General features: G+C 67.9%; 13 protein-coding genes. 7 read left to right on the top strand and 6 right to left on the bottom strand.

Translation table 11 applies throughout. The annotated features are described in order from the left end of the window. The first annotated feature begins 1 nt into the window (after position 1). The gene (locus tag V6M63_RS10735) at positions 2-2,140 is read left to right on the top strand and encodes a TonB-dependent receptor family protein (RefSeq protein WP_332741635.1); all 2,139 of its coding nucleotides are present in this window, start codon (positions 2-4) and stop codon (positions 2,138-2,140) included. Between the two features lie 20 nt (positions 2,141-2,160). On the opposite strand, the gene V6M63_RS10730 is transcribed toward V6M63_RS10735, so the two are convergent. Then, a complete protein-coding gene (locus V6M63_RS10730) occupies positions 2,161-3,366 on the bottom strand; it encodes a sensor histidine kinase (protein ID WP_332741633.1) in 1,206 nt (401 codons plus the stop codon). A 307-nt stretch (positions 3,367-3,673) separates the two neighbouring features. On the opposite strand from V6M63_RS10730, the gene V6M63_RS10725 reads away from it, so the two are divergent. Continuing rightward, entirely contained in the window at positions 3,674-3,868 is a 195-nt protein-coding gene (locus tag V6M63_RS10725) for a hypothetical protein (protein ID WP_332741631.1), read from the top strand. 34 nt (positions 3,869-3,902) lie between these two features. On the opposite strand, the gene V6M63_RS10720 is transcribed toward V6M63_RS10725, so the two are convergent. Beyond that, complete coding sequence (locus V6M63_RS10720) at positions 3,903-5,030, bottom strand: ABC transporter substrate-binding protein (protein ID WP_332741629.1); 1,128 nt, start codon at positions 5,028-5,030, stop codon at positions 3,903-3,905. Between the two features lie 214 nt (positions 5,031-5,244). Here V6M63_RS10720 and V6M63_RS10715 point away from each other — a divergent pair, with 214 nt between their 5' ends. Further along, positions 5,245-6,162, top strand: a complete 918-nt coding sequence (locus V6M63_RS10715; protein WP_332741627.1) for a toll/interleukin-1 receptor domain-containing protein — start codon at positions 5,245-5,247, stop codon at positions 6,160-6,162. Further along, positions 6,159-7,274 (top strand): aspartyl protease family protein, encoded by a 1,116-nt coding sequence (locus V6M63_RS10710; protein WP_332741625.1) that lies wholly within the window; start codon positions 6,159-6,161, stop codon positions 7,272-7,274. Before V6M63_RS10715 ends, V6M63_RS10710 begins: the two co-directional genes overlap by 4 nt. Position 7,275: 1 nt before the next feature. Here the strand turns inward: V6M63_RS10710 and V6M63_RS10705 are convergent, their stop codons facing one another. Both V6M63_RS10705 and V6M63_RS10700 read right to left on the bottom strand, forming a co-directional pair. Next, on the bottom strand, positions 7,276-8,037 hold the full coding sequence (locus V6M63_RS10705; protein WP_332741623.1) for a hypothetical protein: 762 nt from the start codon (positions 8,035-8,037) through the stop codon (positions 7,276-7,278). Positions 8,038-8,139: 102 nt separating this feature from the next. Continuing rightward, the gene (locus V6M63_RS10700) at positions 8,140-9,861 is read right to left on the bottom strand and encodes an AMP-binding protein (protein WP_332741621.1); all 1,722 of its coding nucleotides are present in this window, start codon (positions 9,859-9,861) and stop codon (positions 8,140-8,142) included. A gap of 150 nt (positions 9,862-10,011) precedes the next feature. On the opposite strand from V6M63_RS10700, the gene V6M63_RS10695 reads away from it, so the two are divergent. The 3 genes from V6M63_RS10695 (at position 10,012) to katG (ending at position 14,120) form a co-directional block, all read left to right on the top strand. Continuing rightward, complete coding sequence (locus V6M63_RS10695; protein ID WP_332741620.1) at positions 10,012-11,223, top strand: helix-turn-helix domain-containing protein; 1,212 nt, start codon at positions 10,012-10,014, stop codon at positions 11,221-11,223. An 88-nt stretch (positions 11,224-11,311) separates the two neighbouring features. After that, positions 11,312-11,809, top strand: coding sequence for a DUF1810 domain-containing protein (locus V6M63_RS10690; protein ID WP_332741618.1), 498 nt, complete (start codon positions 11,312-11,314; stop codon positions 11,807-11,809). Positions 11,810-11,927: 118 nt separating this feature from the next. Continuing rightward, complete coding sequence (katG, locus tag V6M63_RS10685; protein WP_332741616.1) at positions 11,928-14,120, top strand: catalase/peroxidase HPI; 2,193 nt, start codon at positions 11,928-11,930, stop codon at positions 14,118-14,120. A 58-nt stretch (positions 14,121-14,178) separates the two neighbouring features. Here the strand turns inward: katG and V6M63_RS10680 are convergent, their stop codons facing one another. Together V6M63_RS10680 and V6M63_RS10675 are read right to left on the bottom strand one after the other, a co-directional pair. After that, complete coding sequence (locus V6M63_RS10680) at positions 14,179-14,595, bottom strand: hypothetical protein (RefSeq protein WP_332741614.1); 417 nt, start codon at positions 14,593-14,595, stop codon at positions 14,179-14,181. Positions 14,596-14,816: 221 nt separating this feature from the next. Continuing rightward, positions 14,817-16,520 carry an AMP-binding protein gene (locus V6M63_RS10675; RefSeq protein ID WP_332741612.1) on the bottom strand — a complete coding sequence of 568 codons (1,704 nt, stop codon included), beginning with the start codon at positions 16,518-16,520 and terminating at the stop codon, positions 14,817-14,819. Between the last annotated feature and the right edge of the window lie 8 nt (positions 16,521-16,528).

The raw sequence follows: 16,528 nt of genomic DNA, 5'->3' as shown, positions 1-16,528 counted from the left end.
CATGCAAGTGCGCTCCCTGGTTCTTTTTCCCCTGGCCGTGCTGCCCGCCTGGCTGCATGCCCAGACCATGCCCCAACCGCCCGAAGCCGATGGCGGCGCCCTGGCGCCGATCGTCATCACCGGCAGCAGCTCGGCCGAGCGGCGCTGGCGCGGCAGCGCCACGGTGGACGTGGTCGACGGCCCCGAACTGCGCGACGGCCAGCTGCAGATCAACCTGTCCGAGGGTCTGGCGCGCGTGCCGGGCCTGGTCATCCGCAACCGCGAGAACTACGCACAGGACCTGCAGGTCTCCATCCGCGGCCATGGCGCGCGCAGCACCTTTGGTGTGCGCGGCGTGCGCCTGTTTGTCGACGGCATTCCCGCGAGCGCGCCCGACGGCTCGGGCCAGGCGGCCAACTTCCCGCTGGGCAGCGCCGAGCGCATCGAGGTCGTGCGTGGGCCGTTCTCGGCGCTGTATGGCGCCTCCAGTGGCGGGGCCATCCTGCTGTACACCGAAGACGGTGGCCGCCCGGGCGAGATCCGCGCGGGTGTGGCCGCAGGCGCCAACGGCTTGTGGCGTTTCTCGACCCAGGCAACCGGCAAGACCGGCACGACCGAGGCACCGGGCTGGTCGTACACGCTGGACGTGGGCAAGTTCGCCACCGACGGCGCGCGAGCGCAGTCGGCAGCTCACCGCAGCACCGCCAACGCCCGACTCTCGCGCGCCCACGACGGTGGGCGCACCACCCTGGTCTTCAATCGGCAGAGCGCGTTCGCACGCGATCCGCAGGGCTTGAGCCGCGCGCAGTTCGATGCCAACCCCGAGCAGACTGCGCCCCAACCCATCCTCTTCAACACGCGCAAGTCGGTCTCGCAGACACAGGCTGGCCTGGCCTGGGACCAGGCGCTGGGCAACGGACACAAGGTCGAACTCATGGGCTACGCCGGCCAGCGCCGGGTGATCCAGTTCCAGTCGATCCCGCCGGGCAACCAGAACCCCGTCACCAGTCCCGGCAACTCGGGCGGTGTGATCGACCTCGACCGCGACTACTGGGGCTTCAACGCCCGCTGGCGCCTGCAGCGCGCGTGGCAAGGAGGCCAACTGGACCTGAGCGCCGGCCTGGCCGGCGATCGGCAAACCGACCTGCGTCGCGGCTATCAGAACTTCACCGGGCCGGCCGCCACACCGACCGCGCTGGGCGTGCCCGGAGCGCTGCGGCGCGACGAGACCAACCGCGCCACCACGCTCGATCCCTACGTGCGCGCGTCGTGGCAGAAAGAAGACTGGACACTCGAAGGCGGGCTGCGCCGGGTCAACGCGCGGTACGCGTCCTCCGACACCTTTCTGTCCAACGGTGACCAGAGCGGCGGCGTGAACTTCAGCGGCTACCTGCCGGTGGTCGGGGTGCGCTGGCAACTCGCGCCGCAGCTGCAGGCCTTCGCCGCCGTGGGGCGGGGCCTGGAAACGCCCACGCTCAACGAGGCCGCGTACCGCAGCGATGGCGGCGCCGGCCTCAACACGGCCCTCAATGCATCACGCAGCACCAGCGCCGAGCTCGGCCTGCGCGGTCGCAACGCGGCGGGCCTGTGGAACGCCACGCTGTTCGACATCCGCACCCGCGACGAGATCGTCTCGGCCGGCACGATCGATGGGCGCGCGACCTTCGCCAACGGCGGCAGCACAAAACGCCAGGGCCTGGAACTCTCGGCCGAGTACGGCATGGGCAACGTCACGCTGAGCAGCGCCTACACCTACCTGCGCGCGCGCTACGGCAGCGGCACCGCCAGCATTCCCGCCGGCAACCGCATGCCGGGTCTGCCCGAACACCAGCTCTTCGCACAACTGGCGTGGTCACCGGCAATGGTCTCGGGCATCGGCGGCGTCTTCACGCTGGAGGCCCGGCACACCGGCAGCGTGTTTGCGAACGACGCCAACACCCGCACCACCGCGCTGGCGGAAAAGCACACCTTGCTGGGCATCGGCGCGCGCTTCGAGCAGACCACCGGCGCGTGGACGTGGCGCGAGTTCGTGCGCATCGACAACCTCACCGACAGGAAGCACGTGGGCTCGGTGATCGTCAACGATGGCAACAACCGCTTCTTCGAACCTGGTCAGGGCCGTTCGCTCTCGGCCGGGGTCGAGCTCACGCGGCGCTTCTGAACGAAGGCCGCGCTGCCCGCTCAGGCCGGCAGCCGGCCGAACTCGCTCTCCGGATCGATCACCTGCGCCGGCAGGCTGATGGCAAAGGTGCATCCAGCGCTGGAGGCCGCCTCGCACCAGATGCGCCCGCCGTGGCGCTGGACGATGCGCTGCGTCAGGGCCAGACCGGTGCCGATGCCCTCGTAGTCCATCGAGTGGTGTTGCCGCTGGAACAGGGCAAACAGGTTGGGCGCATGCTCCAGGTCAAAGCCCACGCCGTTGTCCCGCACGAACACCACCCGCTCACCGGTGCTGTCGGTCCACTGGCCGACCTCGATGCGGGCCGCGGGCCGCGTGCGCGTGAAGTTCACCGCGTTCTCCAGCAGGTTGCGCAGCACCTCGGCCAACAGGATCGCGTCACCCCGCACCTGGGGCAGATCGTCGTCGATCACCCACTCGATCGAACGCGCCGGATGCTCGACCTGGAGGTGCCGCACCACACCGTGCACCAGCGGGCTCAAAGGCACCTGCTGGCGCGCCAGCGACACGCGCCCCATGCGCGCGTACTCCAGCAAGCCTTCGATCATCAGACCCATGCGCTTGCTGGACTTGGCGATGGAAGTCAGGTATTGCAGCAGCTGGCTGTCACCGCCGGTGCCCAGGCGCTCCTGCGCCAGCGCCACGAAGCTGGAAATGTGGCGCAGCGGCGCACGCAGATCGTGCGAGACGCTGTGCGAGAACACGTCGATGTCCTTGTTCGCAGCCATCAACTGGTTGGTGCGCCGGCTCACGCGTTGCTCCAGGTCGCGCCGGAGCTGGGCCACCTGGTGTTCGGCCTGGCTGCGCGCGGTGGCATCCAGCACCACCGCGCTGGCGCACAGAAAGTGCCCATCGGCATCCAGCACCGGGTCGATGCCGACCTCCACCCTGAACACCTTGTCGCTCGGGCCCGCGATGTCCAGCTCCAGCGGAGCACCCAGGCCCCCGCGCGCGAGCATGGCCAGGTACGAACCCAGCAAGGCACGGGAGTGCGCATCGGTCAGGCCCACGAGGCTCAGGAAATCCGTGGGCTGGGTGGGTCGGCCCTCCTCGAAGCCGCGGGCATCCAGGGCCAGCCAGTCGACCAGCGTGCGGTTGATGTGGACCACGCGCAGCTCCGCGTCGATGGAGACGAGTCCGCAGGGCACCCGGTCATACAGGGCGCAAACGCTGGTGGAGAGTCGGGGAGTGGCTGACGTGTTGTCCATGGCGTCTCATTCGGGAAGGGACACAGGGAGGGCGATCAGCGACCGCGCCAGCCAACCACCCAGGGTCTGCGGCTGCGGTTCTGGATTTCAGTATCGGCCAAAAGCCGGCGCGATGGTGCGACTTTTTGTCAAGTCCCGGCGGCGCGCTCAGGCCTGCCGACGCTCATCAGGGCAGCCGCGAAAACGCAAACCGATCGAGCGACCCGGGCTTGGGGAGTCACCCTTGATGTTTCATTAGCAATTCTGATGAAACAGCCGCTTTACGCTTCAAACACCTAAAATAAGGGTTAACCCTAGGATCGTTGCCATGTTGAAGTTTTTTCAGACCTTTTTCCAGACACCCCGTTTCCCGGTCGGCGTTCGTGTCAACCGCCTGCACCAGGGCAGCCTGGACCGCACCGACGGCCGCGTCGTGGCCCAGACCGATGAAGGCGTGCTCGTCGAGTGGCCGCGCAACGGCTCGGGCTGGGAGCAGCCGAGCGCCCTTTGTCAGCAGGGCTGATCCGGCATGCAGGCGTTTTCGTGGCGCTGACCCCTCAGGTCCGCACGCGTCCGTCGCCTGTGAGCATGGACAGCTCCGCGTAACGCGAGGCCACGTGGTTGGTCGGGCTGAGCGACACCGAATAGCCTCCGAAGGAGGTGGTGCCGATCGACTCCAACCCGCTGATGAGGCCATCGCGCGTGATGCGCGAGCCCGCGCGGCGCAGTCCTTCGGCGAAGAGCTTGGCGGCCATGAAGCCCTCCATGCTGGAGAAGTTGGCCTGCACCTTGTTGCCACCTTTGGCAATCGCTTCCTGAAATTCGCGCGAGATCGGCTTGGAAGCCGCGTAGGGCGTGGGCATCACCTGTGACACCACCACACCCGCGCCGTCCTTGCCCAGCTCGTCGGCCAATGCCTGCGTGCCCACGAACGACACGTTGTAGAACGTGCCCCCGTAACCGGCCGCCTTGGCCGCGCGGATGTATGCCGCGCACGACTTGTAGGCACTGATCTGCACCACCGCGTCGGGCCTGGCCGCGTTGATCGTCTCCACCGCCTTCGCCACCTCGACCGAATTGCGCTCCACCGTGGCGGTGGCCACCGGTTCCAGGTTGCGCGATTTCAGCGCCAGCACCGTGCCGTCGAGGCCGGCCTTGCCGTAGGCATCGTTCTGGTGGAACACCGCGATCTTCTTCAGGCCCAGGTTGGTGAGCTGGCGCACGATGAGCTCGGTCTCGTCGTTGTACGAGGCGCGCAAGTGGAACGCGAGCCGGTTGAAAGGCTGGCGCAGGCCCATGGCACCGGTGAACGGCGCGAAGAACGGCACGTCGGCCTTGAAAGCCAGCGGCAACGCGGCCACGCTGGTGGGCGTGCCGATGTAGCCGAACAGCGCGAACACGTCGGCCGAGATGAGCTTGTTGGTGTTGTCGACGCAGCGGTCCGGCTCGTAGCCGTCGTCCAGCTGCAAGATCTCCACACGCTGCTGATTCACCCCGCCCTGGGCATTGAGCTGATCGAAGAACAGCTTGGAACCCGCATGAAACTGGATGCCCAGTTGCGCGGCGGCACCCGTGAACGCGGCCGACTGGCCCAGCACGATGCGGTTGCCCGACTGCGCGCGCAAGCTGGGCACGCCGAGCACAGCGGCGCCGGCCATGAGCCCGCTGAACGTGCGGCGGGACATTCCAGAGACGGCAGTGGGGCGGTTCTTCATGGGTGGGGGCTTCCAGGGGGCATTGCGGGGATTCGGCACTCTTGATGCTACCCACCCCCGTACCCTACAGGAGAGCACTTGGTCCACCCAGTCAACCGCTCATCGGGACAAGCGGCGCTGGCCATGGGTTGACATGCTCCGGTGGTGCACCGACAGTGGCGCCACGACCGGATGGAGCACGACGATGCGCGTTTTCATCAGCCACGCCTGGGAGGACAAGCCACTGGCACTTTCGCTGGCCCAGCTGCCCGACTTCATCGACGCCTGGGTCGATGTGCGGGAGTTGCTCGGTGGCGAGAAGCTGGACCCGACCATCATCACGGCCATTGAAGACAGCCATGTTTTCATCGTGCTGATCAGCCGCATGTCGCTGGCCAAGGCCTGGGTGGCGCAGGAGGTGAACTGGGCCATGGCGCGCGAGGCGCAGAAGGACCGCGTGTTCGTCCTGCCCGTCGTCATCGAAGCGGGCATCGATCTGGCGGCCAGTGCGCCGCCGTTTCAGCAGTTTGCGCAGCGGCTCTTCATCGACGCCAGCGACCGCAGCGACAGCGGCATCGACAAAGCCCGCGCGGCCATCGCACAGACGCTGTTTCATTGGGCCAGCGACTGGCTCGACCGCATGGAGCCCAAGGGCGACAGCAACCGCCGCTTCGTCGACACGCTGGAGCGCGACCTGGTGGAATTCCAGACGCGCCTGTACGCAGTGAAGGCAGCACTGGCCTGGCCGCTGGCCACGCTGGTGAAAGACGACGCGGTGGCGCACCTGGTGCGGGTGAAGGACGCCTACAACCTGTTCACCGAGCAGTTCATTCCGCGCCTGGTGGGCCTGGACGCCGAGATCCGATGGCGCTTCGGCGGCGCGGCGCAAAAGGGATTCGCCCGACTCATGACCTTCATCCGCAACGAGGTCTACCACGGTGCGGCGTTCGCGCTCAACGACGTGATCGAGTCGATCAACGCTTTCGACACCGTGCTGAGCCGGGACGCAAGCGCGTTGGCCAGCGCCGATGCCCGGCGGGAAACACGCGTGACGGCGCTGGAGCCGGTGATGGCCGAACTGGTGGAGCGAACCGCCGACTACGTGGACACGTTGCGGCCATGAATGGCTGGCTGCAGCGTGGCGCACCCTGGCTGCTGGCGGGCGCGTTGCTGCTGGCCGGGGCGCAGGCCCGCGCCGAGCGCGTGCCCCTGCAGCGCCTGAGTCTGGGCGATGTGGGCGGGTGGATCGAGGTGGTGGTGCAGGTGGAGGGCCGGCCGGGGCGCTGGATCATCGACACCGGCAGCACCCGCCACATCGTCTCGCGCCACTTTGCCGAGCGCCATGGACTGGCCACTGGCGCCAGCGTGCGGGTCGAGACGGCGCTGGGCGCGGTGAATGGCACCGAAGTGAGCTTGCCCGCGCTGCACATCGGCGCCTGGCGTCTGGCGGACCAGAACGCCGTGCGCATCGACGACCTCGGCGGTGTGCTGGGTCCCGCGGGCGAGGGCATCGAGGGCATTCTGGGCCTGCCGCTGCTCCGGGGCCACACGCTCGATCTGGACCTGAGGAACTGGACACTGGCCCTGGCGCCCAGCGCCACCGACACCACCCGGTGCCCCGAAGGCATGCAGGCATTCGATCTCGGTGTCTACCGCGGCCTGCCGGTGATCACGGTTCGCGTGAACGACGCCGCCGCCGAATCCCTGATGCTGGACACGGGCAACCCGGCGGCGGTGGTGCGCGTTGAAGCCACGCCGGCCCGCGCCGCGGTGCCCGGCCTGGCGTGGGCGGCCAGCGTGAGCGTGGGTGCCTTGCAGCGCACCCAGGTACCGGTGGTGCGGCTGAGCGCGCCCGCGCTGCACCGCGCGCTGGCACCCGACGTTCAGGGACTGGCCGGCACCGCGCTGCTCGACGGCACGCGCTGGTGGATCGACCTGGACCGGCGACACGCCTGCGTCGAGCCCCGCCGTCTGGCGGTGCCGGGAGGCTTCGGACTGTCGCTGGTTCAACAGGGCGAGGCGGTGGTCATCGAGACCGTTTTGCCCGGGGGTCCAGCCGCGCTGGCCGGCCTGCGCGAAGGCGACGTGGTGCACCACTGGGTGAACGGCCCGGCGAGCGGTGCGCTGCGCGCGCTGTGGGCGCGTGCACAGGCGCGCGACGAGATCGAGGTGCAGGCCGGATCGCAGGCGCCGGTGGTGCTGCGCCGCTCGCACTTTCTGCCGGCCCTGCCCTGACTCAGCAGCTCACGTTGCCCGGGTTGGGCTGGCGCTTGAGCGTCACGAGCACGCCCCCGGCGTTGAGCAGGCGCAAGGTGGCACCGTCGACGAACTCGACCTGGGTGAACAGTTTCTGCGCGGCGTTCAACGGGTTGACCAGCTCCGGAATCAGGGGACGGCTCAGGGAGGCCACGACAAAGCCGCGCATCTCACCTTCGAAGTTGACCTTGGCGGCGGGGACGGTCACGTCACAGCCGGTCACGGGCTCGGTGTTGGCACCGGTGAAGTTGTCCACCGAGGACGGCTCGTTGAACTTCAGGGTGAGCGTGCCGCTTTCGCTGATCCACAGGCCGGCCTGCATCTGCACATCGACGCGGCTGTTGGTGTAGCTGCGCGCGGGCTGTGCGCCCAGGGCCACCGTGTCGAGCTTGCGCAGATCGGAGAAGGTGCCCTGGATGCAGATGGGTGCGTTCGCTGGCGCCGCCGGGCGCAGCACCACGGCGCCGTTCTCCAGGGTGCCCACCAGATCCACCGGGTTGCCCGGTGTGGCCCCGCACACCCCATCGTCGGAGTCGACGGTGGCCGTGACGTCGAGCTTCGTGGCAAAGACCTGGACCAACGGCGACGGCGAGGTGAACTGGATGGTGGTGGTGAAACCGGCGTTGCTCCAGGCGCCACCCAGTGGCGTGACGATCTGCAGCACCGCCAGCAACTCGCCACCGCCGCACGCCGCCACACTGGCCGCCACGGCCAGGCCCAAGGCATGGATTTTTCGTTTCATGGCCGACCTCCTTTTCAACATGGGGGCGGAAATTCTGATCCTCCGCACCACCTTTGAAAAGTGGGCTCGCCGGCCCGTTCTGCACGCTTGGGGGAACCTGCCTCAATCGTCCTGGCGCAGATTCGGAAAATCGCTTTCCAGATGTTCGCCAGCGCCGCGCGCGCCGCTCGCCTGCCGCTCCACCTCCTGCGCGCGCAGCTGCACGCGGCGGATCTTTCCCGAGATGGTCTTGGGCAACTCACCCACGAACTCGATGCGGCGCACGCGCTTGTAGGGTGCGAGCTGCTGGCGCGCAAACGCAAAGATCGCTTCGGCCAGCTCGGGTCCCGGCACGGCGCCGGGTGCGAGGATCAGATAAGCCTTGGGCACGGCCGTGCGCACCGGGTCCGGGCACGGCACCACCGCCACCTCCACCACCGCTTCGTGCTCGATGAGCGCGCTCTCCAGCTCGAACGGGCTGATGCGGTAGCCCGAGGCCTTGAACACGTCGTCGGCGCGGCCCACGAAGGTGAGGTAGCCGTCGGCATCGCGCGCGGCGGTGTCGCCCGTGTGGTAGTGGCCATCGCGCATGACCTCGGCGTTTTTCTCCGGGCTGTCGAGGTAACCCACCATCAGCCCCAGCGGGCGCTCGCTCAGGTCGATGCAGACCTCGCCCTCATCGGCTTCGTGCCCGTCGGCGTCGAGCAAGCGGATCTTGTAGCCCGGCAGCGGCAGGCCCATGGAGCCGGGTTTGAGGGGCAGGCCCGGCGCATTGCCCACCTGTGCGGTGGTCTCGGTCTGGCCGTAACCGTCGCGCAGCGTGAGGCCCCAGGCCTGGCGGATCCGCTCGATGATTTCCGGGTTCAGCGGTTCGCCCGCGCCAATCACCTCGCGCAGCGCCAGCCGCCCTTGCCAGGCGGCCAGATCTTCCTGGATCAGCATGCGCCACACCGTGGGCGGCGCGCACAGGCTGGTGACGCGGCAGCGTTCCAGCACGGCCAGCAGGCCCTGCGAACTGAAGCGCGGCGTGTTGTAGATGAAGACGCAGGCGCCCGCGTTCCACGGCGCGTAGAAACAGCTCCAGGCGTGCTTGGCCCAGCCCGGTGATGAGATGTTGAGGTGCATGTCGCCGGCCTTCAGGCCGAGCCAGTACATGGTGGAGAGATGGCCCACCGGGTAACTCTGGTGGGTGTGCAGCACCAGCTTGGGCTGCGAGGTGGTGCCCGAGGTGAAGTACAGCAGCATCGGGTCGGTGGCCAGCGTCGTGCCCTGCGGATCGAACGTGGTTGGCGCGTCGTTCGATGCGGCGAAATCCACCCAGCCCGGCTGTGGCGTACCCACGCAGATGCGCGAAAAACTGCCCGTGATCGATTCAAACTTGGGCACCTGCACGGCGCCCACCACCACATGTTTCACATCGCCGCGGTCGATGCGGTCGCGCAGGTCGTCGGGCGTGAGCAGCGCCGTGGCCGGGATCAGCACCGCGCCGAGCTTGATGGCGGCCAGCATCGTCTCCCACAGCGCGCGTTCATTGCCCAGCACCATGAGCACGCGCTCGCCGCGCTGCACGCCCTGCGCGCGCAGGAAGTTGGCCACCTGGCTGGAGCGCTGCGCGAGCTGCGCAAACGACAACCGCTCCTCGGTGCCCTCGGCGTCCACGATCCACAGCGCGGTGGCGTCATTGCCCTTCGCCATGGCGTCGAAGTGGTCCAGCGCCCAATTGAATGCCGTGAGCGCGGGCCAGCGAAACTGCGCGCTGGCCGCGGCGGGGTCGCCGCGCAGGGCGAGCAGCTGATCACGCGCCTGCAAAAAGGCCTGGGAGGATGGGCTGGGCGGGTGGTTCATGTTGTCGGTGTCTCGCTCGTGTGGGGGTGCGCCGTGCCGCGGTTTGTTCGGTCGGTCGATCGTAGACGCCAGCCCCGCGCAAGCGCCGCTCAGTACTTTCCCTAGCGCGCATTTGTGCCACGGCGGTACACAGTCGAACAGCCACGCCCCATGCAACGCCCACCCAACCTCCGCGCCTCCACCAGGCCCTCCGCGCCACCCCGCACGGCGGGCCTGTTCTTCGCCACGCCCGAACAGCGTGTGGCGTTGGCGCGCGAGATGTTCTTTGACGAGGGTCAGCGCCCCTCGGGTCTGGTGCCCGAGCTGGTGATCCAGTCGTGGATGCGCTGCACGGTGGCCAACCGCCGGCCCTCCGAGCCGATCGACCTGGAGCCGGTGACCAAGGCGCGCATCGCCAGCGCGCTGGCGCGCAACCGCCTGCTGTTGCAGGCCGCCCGCCACGACCTGCAACAACTCGACGCGGCCCTGGCCGGCACTCCGTGCAAGGCCTTGCTCACCGGGCCCGACGGGGTGCTGATCCAGGTCACACCCACCTCGCGCGCCGAAGACGGCCTGATGCCGAACGTCGCGCGCGTGGGCGTCAACCTCAATGAAAACCACATGGGCACCACCGCGCCCAGCGTGGTGGCGCGCACCGGTGAAGCCTGCATGGTGCGAGGCGCCGAGCACTTCTTCACCGGCGTCTCGGTCATGCAGTGTGCCGCCGCGCCGATCCGCAACGCGCGCGGCGATCTGGCCGGCGTGCTGGACCTCTCCATCGAGGGTGAAGCCTTCCGCTTCGATGCCGCCGCCATGGTGCGGCTGTACGCCACCGCCATCGAAAACCGTTTGTTCGAGGCGCAATCGGCCGCGCTGCTGCTGCTGCGTTTCCAGTCGAGTCCGGCCCTGCTGCACACACCGCTGGAAGGCCTGGCCGCCGTGGACGGGCAAGGCCGCGTGGTCTGGCTCAACCAGACCGGCGCCAGCCTGCTGGGCAGCGAGCCGGTGCCCGCACAACCCACCGACGCCGAGGCGCTGCTCGGGCTCGGGCTCGAAGACCTGCTCTCGCTCGCCCACCACGGTCGTCCGCAGCCGCGCCCATGCCCCAACGGCCTGACACTGTGGGTCCAGGCCCGGCCCGATGCGCCGATGTCCCCCGGCATCGAGACGCCGCCCCTGCCCCCCGCCGACCTGCCCGACGCAGCGCCACCCGACGCCCCGGCCGTGCCAACCCTGCACCACGCCAACCGCGCGCTGATCGAAAGCACACTCGCCGCCTGTGGCGGCAATGTGTCGCGGGCGGCGCGCCAGCTCGGTGTCTCACGCGGGCTGCTCTACCGGCGCCTGGGTGAATGGCGCACCAACGACCACCCCACCGACTGACCGGCGGGCGGTTCATCCCCCACCTGTGGTGGGCGATGACACCACAGCGTGATAGTTTTGGCACTTCGCTTCAGCGCAGCCCGCCACCATGAATCTTCAACGCTTCCTCGATGCCCAGAACCCCGTCTACGACCAGGTGCTGGAAGAACTCAAAGCCGGCCAGAAGCAGAGCCACTGGATCTGGTTCGTCTTTCCCCAGCACCGCGGTCTGGGCAGCAGCCAGAGGGCCCAGTTCTATGGCATCGAATGCCTGGACGAGGCCCGGGCCTTTCAGAAGCACCCGGTGCTCGGCCCGCGCCTGCACGAGTGCACCACCACCGTGCTGCGCCACACCCAGAAATCGGCCAGCCAGATCCTGGGTGGGCCCGACGACCTGAAGTTCTTCTCCTGCATGACGCTGTTCAGTGAAGCCGCGCCCGAGGAACTGGTGTTTCGCCTCGCACTGCAGGCGTTCTTCAACGGCTCCAGGGACCCGGAAACCTTGCGTCTCTGCGGACTCACGTCACGCAAGTCCTCGATCATGCGAGCCGCGTCAGCCGGCCCGCAACACGACCTGTCCGCGGGACCGCTGTTGCACATGCGCTGAGGCACCGCCGGCAAGTGCCCGGCAGCCGCTATGGCTTTCATTGCCAAAATTGCATTGATCGATCAGGGGGCCAACACTAGAGTCGACAAGGTCATCAACGCCCACCAAAGGAGATACCTTGTCCAGCGAACCCCAATGCCCCTTCTCGAGCGGCGTGCCCAAAAATGCCGTGGCCGGCACCTCCACCAACGCCAACTGGTGGCCCAACCAGCTCAACGTCAAGCTGCTCAACCAGCATTCCCCGCTCAACGACCCCATGGGCGAGGACTTCAACTATGCCGAGGCATTCAAGAGCCTCGACCTGGATGCCGTGATCCAGGACCTGCATGCCCTGATGACCGACTCCCAGGACTGGTGGCCCGCTGACTACGGCCACTACGGCCCCTTCTTCATCCGCATGGCCTGGCACAGCGCCGGCACCTACCGCATTGCCGACGGCCGCGGTGGCGCGGGCTCCGGCACGCAGCGGTTTGCGCCGCTCAACAGCTGGCCGGACAACGGCAACCTCGACAAGGCACGCCGCCTGCTGTGGCCGATCAAGCAGAAGTACGGCAACAAGCTCTCGTGGGCCGATCTGATGATCCTCACCGGCAACGTGGCCCTGGAATCGATGGGCTTCAAGACCTTCGGCTTCGCCGGCGGCCGCGCCGACGTCTGGGAGCCGGAAGACATCTACTGGGGCCCCGAGTCCGAGTGGATGGGCGACCAGCGCTACACCGGCGACCGCGAACTCGAGAACCCGCTGGGCGCCGTGCAGATGGGCCTGATCTACGTGAACCCGGAAGGCCCCAACGGCAACCCCGACCCACTCGGTTCGGCGCGCGACGTCCGCGAAACCTTTGCCCGCATGGCCATGAACGACGAAGAGACCGTGGCGCTCACCGCCGGTGGCCACACCTTCGGCAAATCCCACGGCGCGGCCAATCCGGGCCAGTACGTGGGTGCCGAGCCCGAGGGCGCGGGCATCGAAGAGCAAGGTCTGGGCTGGAAGAATACCTTTGGCAGCGGCAAGGGCGCGCACGCCATCACCAGCGGCATCGAGGGCCCATGGACGCCCACCCCCACCCAGTGGGACCACAGCTATTTTGAGACCCTGTTCGGCAACGAATGGATGCTCAACAAGAGCCCGGCCGGCGCCCACCAGTGGAATCCCAAGAACGCGGACGCAGCGACGGCGCCCGATGCGCATGATCCGAACAAACGCCAGGTCCCGACCATGACGACGGCCGACATGGGCATGCGCATGGACCCGACGTATGAAAAGATCTCGCGCCACTTCATGGCCAACCCGCAGGCGTTCCATGATGCGTTCGCCCGCGCCTGGTTCAAGCTGACGCACCGCGACATGGGGCCGCTGTCCCGCTACCTCGGTCCGCTCGTGCCCAAAGAGGAGCTGATCTGGCAAGACCCGGTGCCCGCCGTCGACCATCCCCTGGTCAACGAGCAGGACGTGGCCACCCTCAAGGCCCGGCTGCTGGCATCCGGCCTGTCGATCTCCCAGCTGGTCACCACGGCCTGGGCCTCCGCGTCCACCTTCCGCGGTTCCGACAAGCGCGGTGGGGCCAACGGCGCTCGCATCCGCCTGGCGCCGCAGAAAGACTGGGAAGTCAACCAGCCGGCACAACTGGCTCAGGTGCTGGCGAAGCTCGAAGCGGTGCAGCAAGACTTCAACAGCGCGCAGTCGGGCGGCAAGAAGATTTCGCTGGCCGACCTGATCGTGCTGGGCGGCTGCGCAGCGGTCGAGGCCGCGGCGAAGAAGGCCGGCCATGAGGTCAAGGTGCCCTTCTCGCCCGGCCGCACCGATGCCACGCAGGCCCAGACCGATGTGGCGTCGTTCGCCCCGCTGGAGCCGATCACGGACGGCTTCCGCAACCACGCGCGCAAGGGATTCGAGAGCTCGACGGCCGAGCGCCTGCTGGACAAGGCCAACCTGCTCACACTGACCGCGCCCGAGATGACGGTGCTGATCGGCGGCCTGCGCGTGCTCAACGCCAACGTGGGGCAAACCCCGCACGGTGTCTTCACACAGCGGCCCGAAACCCTGACCAACGACTTCTTCGTGAACCTGCTCGACATGGGCACGACCTGGCAGAAGTCCGCCGCCGAGCCCGGCGTGCTGGAAGGCCGCGACCGGGTGAGCGGCGCCGCCAAAGGCACCGGCACGGTGGTGGATCTCGTCTTTGGCTCCAACTCCCAGCTGCGTGCCCTGGCCGAGGTTTACGCCAGCAGCGACGCACAGCCGAAGTTCGTGCGCGATTTCGTGGCGGCCTGGAACAAGGTGATGAACCTGGATCGCTTCGATCTGGCGTGATCGCACCAGGCAGCAACAGGAAAGGGGCCGAGCGGCCCCTTTCTTTTGCTCGACGCGATCAGCGTGTTCCGCCAGGCAAGACCTGCAGCAGGATGGCCGACCAGATCACCCGCTGGTCGGCCTCGCTGAGCGGCGCCTCGCCCTGATTGCCCAGAAACCACCCGATGTGCTCGTCGAAGCGCCGGTGGTTCTTGTCGCTCGGGCTGTAGATGTAGAGCGGCCATTCACGCTCGACCTCGCAGCCGGTGACGATGGTGAGGCTGCGGTGGGGCAGGATGTCCAGCGGCTGCAGATGCACCAGTGCCAGTTCCCGCACCTGGTGGTCGTGCTCGATGACCAGGTGCGTGCAGGCCAGGCCGGTGAGACCGTCGGTGTGCGCAGCGGGCGGCGCGGGTTGCTCCGCCACCGACAGAATGCGCCCCACCACCACGCGGACCGGAAAGTCACCGTGTGAGGTCTGGGCCAGCCGGATCATGGGCGCGGTGCCGGGCAGGTCAACACGGAACGGGCGCGGGTGGCCGGGGGTGGTCTGGAGTTCAAGGACATGGGGTGCTCGTGGGGCTTGCGTTGTTGTTGTTCGTCGCTGTTACTCAAGGTAACCGAAGCCCCCCACTTGAGGGACGCTTTGGGTAATGGATCACACAACTCCCTGCCCGGCGCCCCGCCACACCGGTCGAAAGTCCTACCGCGCGGCGCTCAGGCCGTGGCGATCTCCTGCAGCCCGAGCTTCTCCACCATCGCCTTGCGCAACAGGAACTTCTGGATCTTGCCGGTGATGGTCATCGGAAAGGCGTCGACGAATTCGATGTAGCGCGGCACCTTGTAGTGCGCGATCTGCCCCTGCGCAAAGGCCTGCAGCTCCTCGGCGGTGGCGCTCTGCCCGGCCTTGAGCACCACGCAGGCGCACAGCACCTCGCCATAACGCACATCGGGCACGCCGACCACCTGCACGTCCTGCACCTTGGGGTGGCGGTAATAGAACTCCTCGATCTCGCGCGGGTACACGTTCTCGCCGCCGCGGATCACCATGTCCTTCAAACGCCCGACGATGTTCACATAGCCCTCGTCGTCCATGGTGGCGAGGTCGCCGGTGTGCATCCAGCCCTCGGCGTCGATGGCTTCGCGCGTCTTGTCGGGGTCGGCCCAGTAGCCCTGCATCACCGAATAACCGCGCGTGCAGAGTTCGCCCACCACGCCACGCGCCACGCGCTGGCCATCGGTGTCCACGATCTGCACCTCCAGGTGCGGCTGCACGCGCCCGACGGTGGACACACGACGCTCAAGCGGGTCGTCCACCGCGCTTTGCGTGGACACCGGCGAGGTCTCGGTCATGCCGTAGGCGATGGTCACCTCGCGCATGTTCATGGAGGAGGCCACGCGCTTCATCACCTCGATCGGGCACGGTGAGCCGGCCATGATGCCGGTGCGCAGGCTGCCGAGATCGGTGGCGGCGAACTGCGGGTGGTCGAGCACGGCGATGAACATGGTGGGCACACCATAGAGCGACGTGCAGCGTTCGGCCTGCACCGCCTGCAACACCGCCGCCGGATCAAACGCTTCCGACGGGTAGACCATGGTGCAGCCGTGGGTGAGGCAGGCCAGGTTGCCCATGACCATGCCGAAGCAGTGGTACAGCGGCACGGGAATGCACAGCCGGTCCTCCGGCGTGAGGCGGATCGCCTCGCCCACGAAGAAGCCGTTGTTGAGGATGTTGCGATGGGTGAGCGTGGCACCCTTGGGAAAACCGGTGGTGCCCGAGGTGAACTGGATGTTGATCGGGTCGGCGGGCGAGAGCGTGGGCCCGATGCCGTCCAACTGGCTCACGTGTTCAGGCCCGGCCCGCACCGCCACGTCGTTGAAGTTGAGCATGCCCGGCGTACGCCCGTCGCCCAGTCGCACCACCCAGCGCAGGTGGGGCAGTTGCGCGGACGCCAGCTCACCGGGCGGGCTGCTGTCCAGTTCGGGCGCCAGACTGCGCAGGATGTCGATGTAGTTGCTGGTCTTGAGCGCGGGCGCCATCACCAGCGCGGTGCAGGCCACCTTGTTGAGCGCGTAGACCAGCTCGCTGGCGCGGTAGGCCGGGTTGATGTTGACCAGGATCAGCCCGGCGCGCGCGGTGGCGAACTGCATCAGCGTCCATTCGGCGCAGTTGGGCGCCCAGATGCCCACGCGGTCGCCGGGTCGCAGGCCCAGCGCCAGCAGGCCGGCGGCCAGCGCGTCGGTGCGGCGCAGCAGTTCGCTCCAGGTCCAGCGCACGCCCTGGTGCGGCACCACCAGGGCCTCGCGCTCGCCGAAGCGCTCGGCGGTTTGCGCCAGCGTCTGGCCGACGGTGAGTTCCAGCAGGGCGGGGGTGGTGGCGCCCCGGGCGTAAGCCGGCTCTGGCGTGGGTGCGGCGGTCATGGGTGTCT

Origin of the sequence: Hydrogenophaga sp., assembly GCF_036675665.1 — a bacterium.
In the GTDB taxonomy this organism is placed as follows: Bacteria; Pseudomonadota; Gammaproteobacteria; order Burkholderiales; family Burkholderiaceae_C; genus Hydrogenophaga.
Note: the sequence above shows the minus strand (reverse complement) of the source record. Positions and strands in the feature narration are given on the sequence as shown.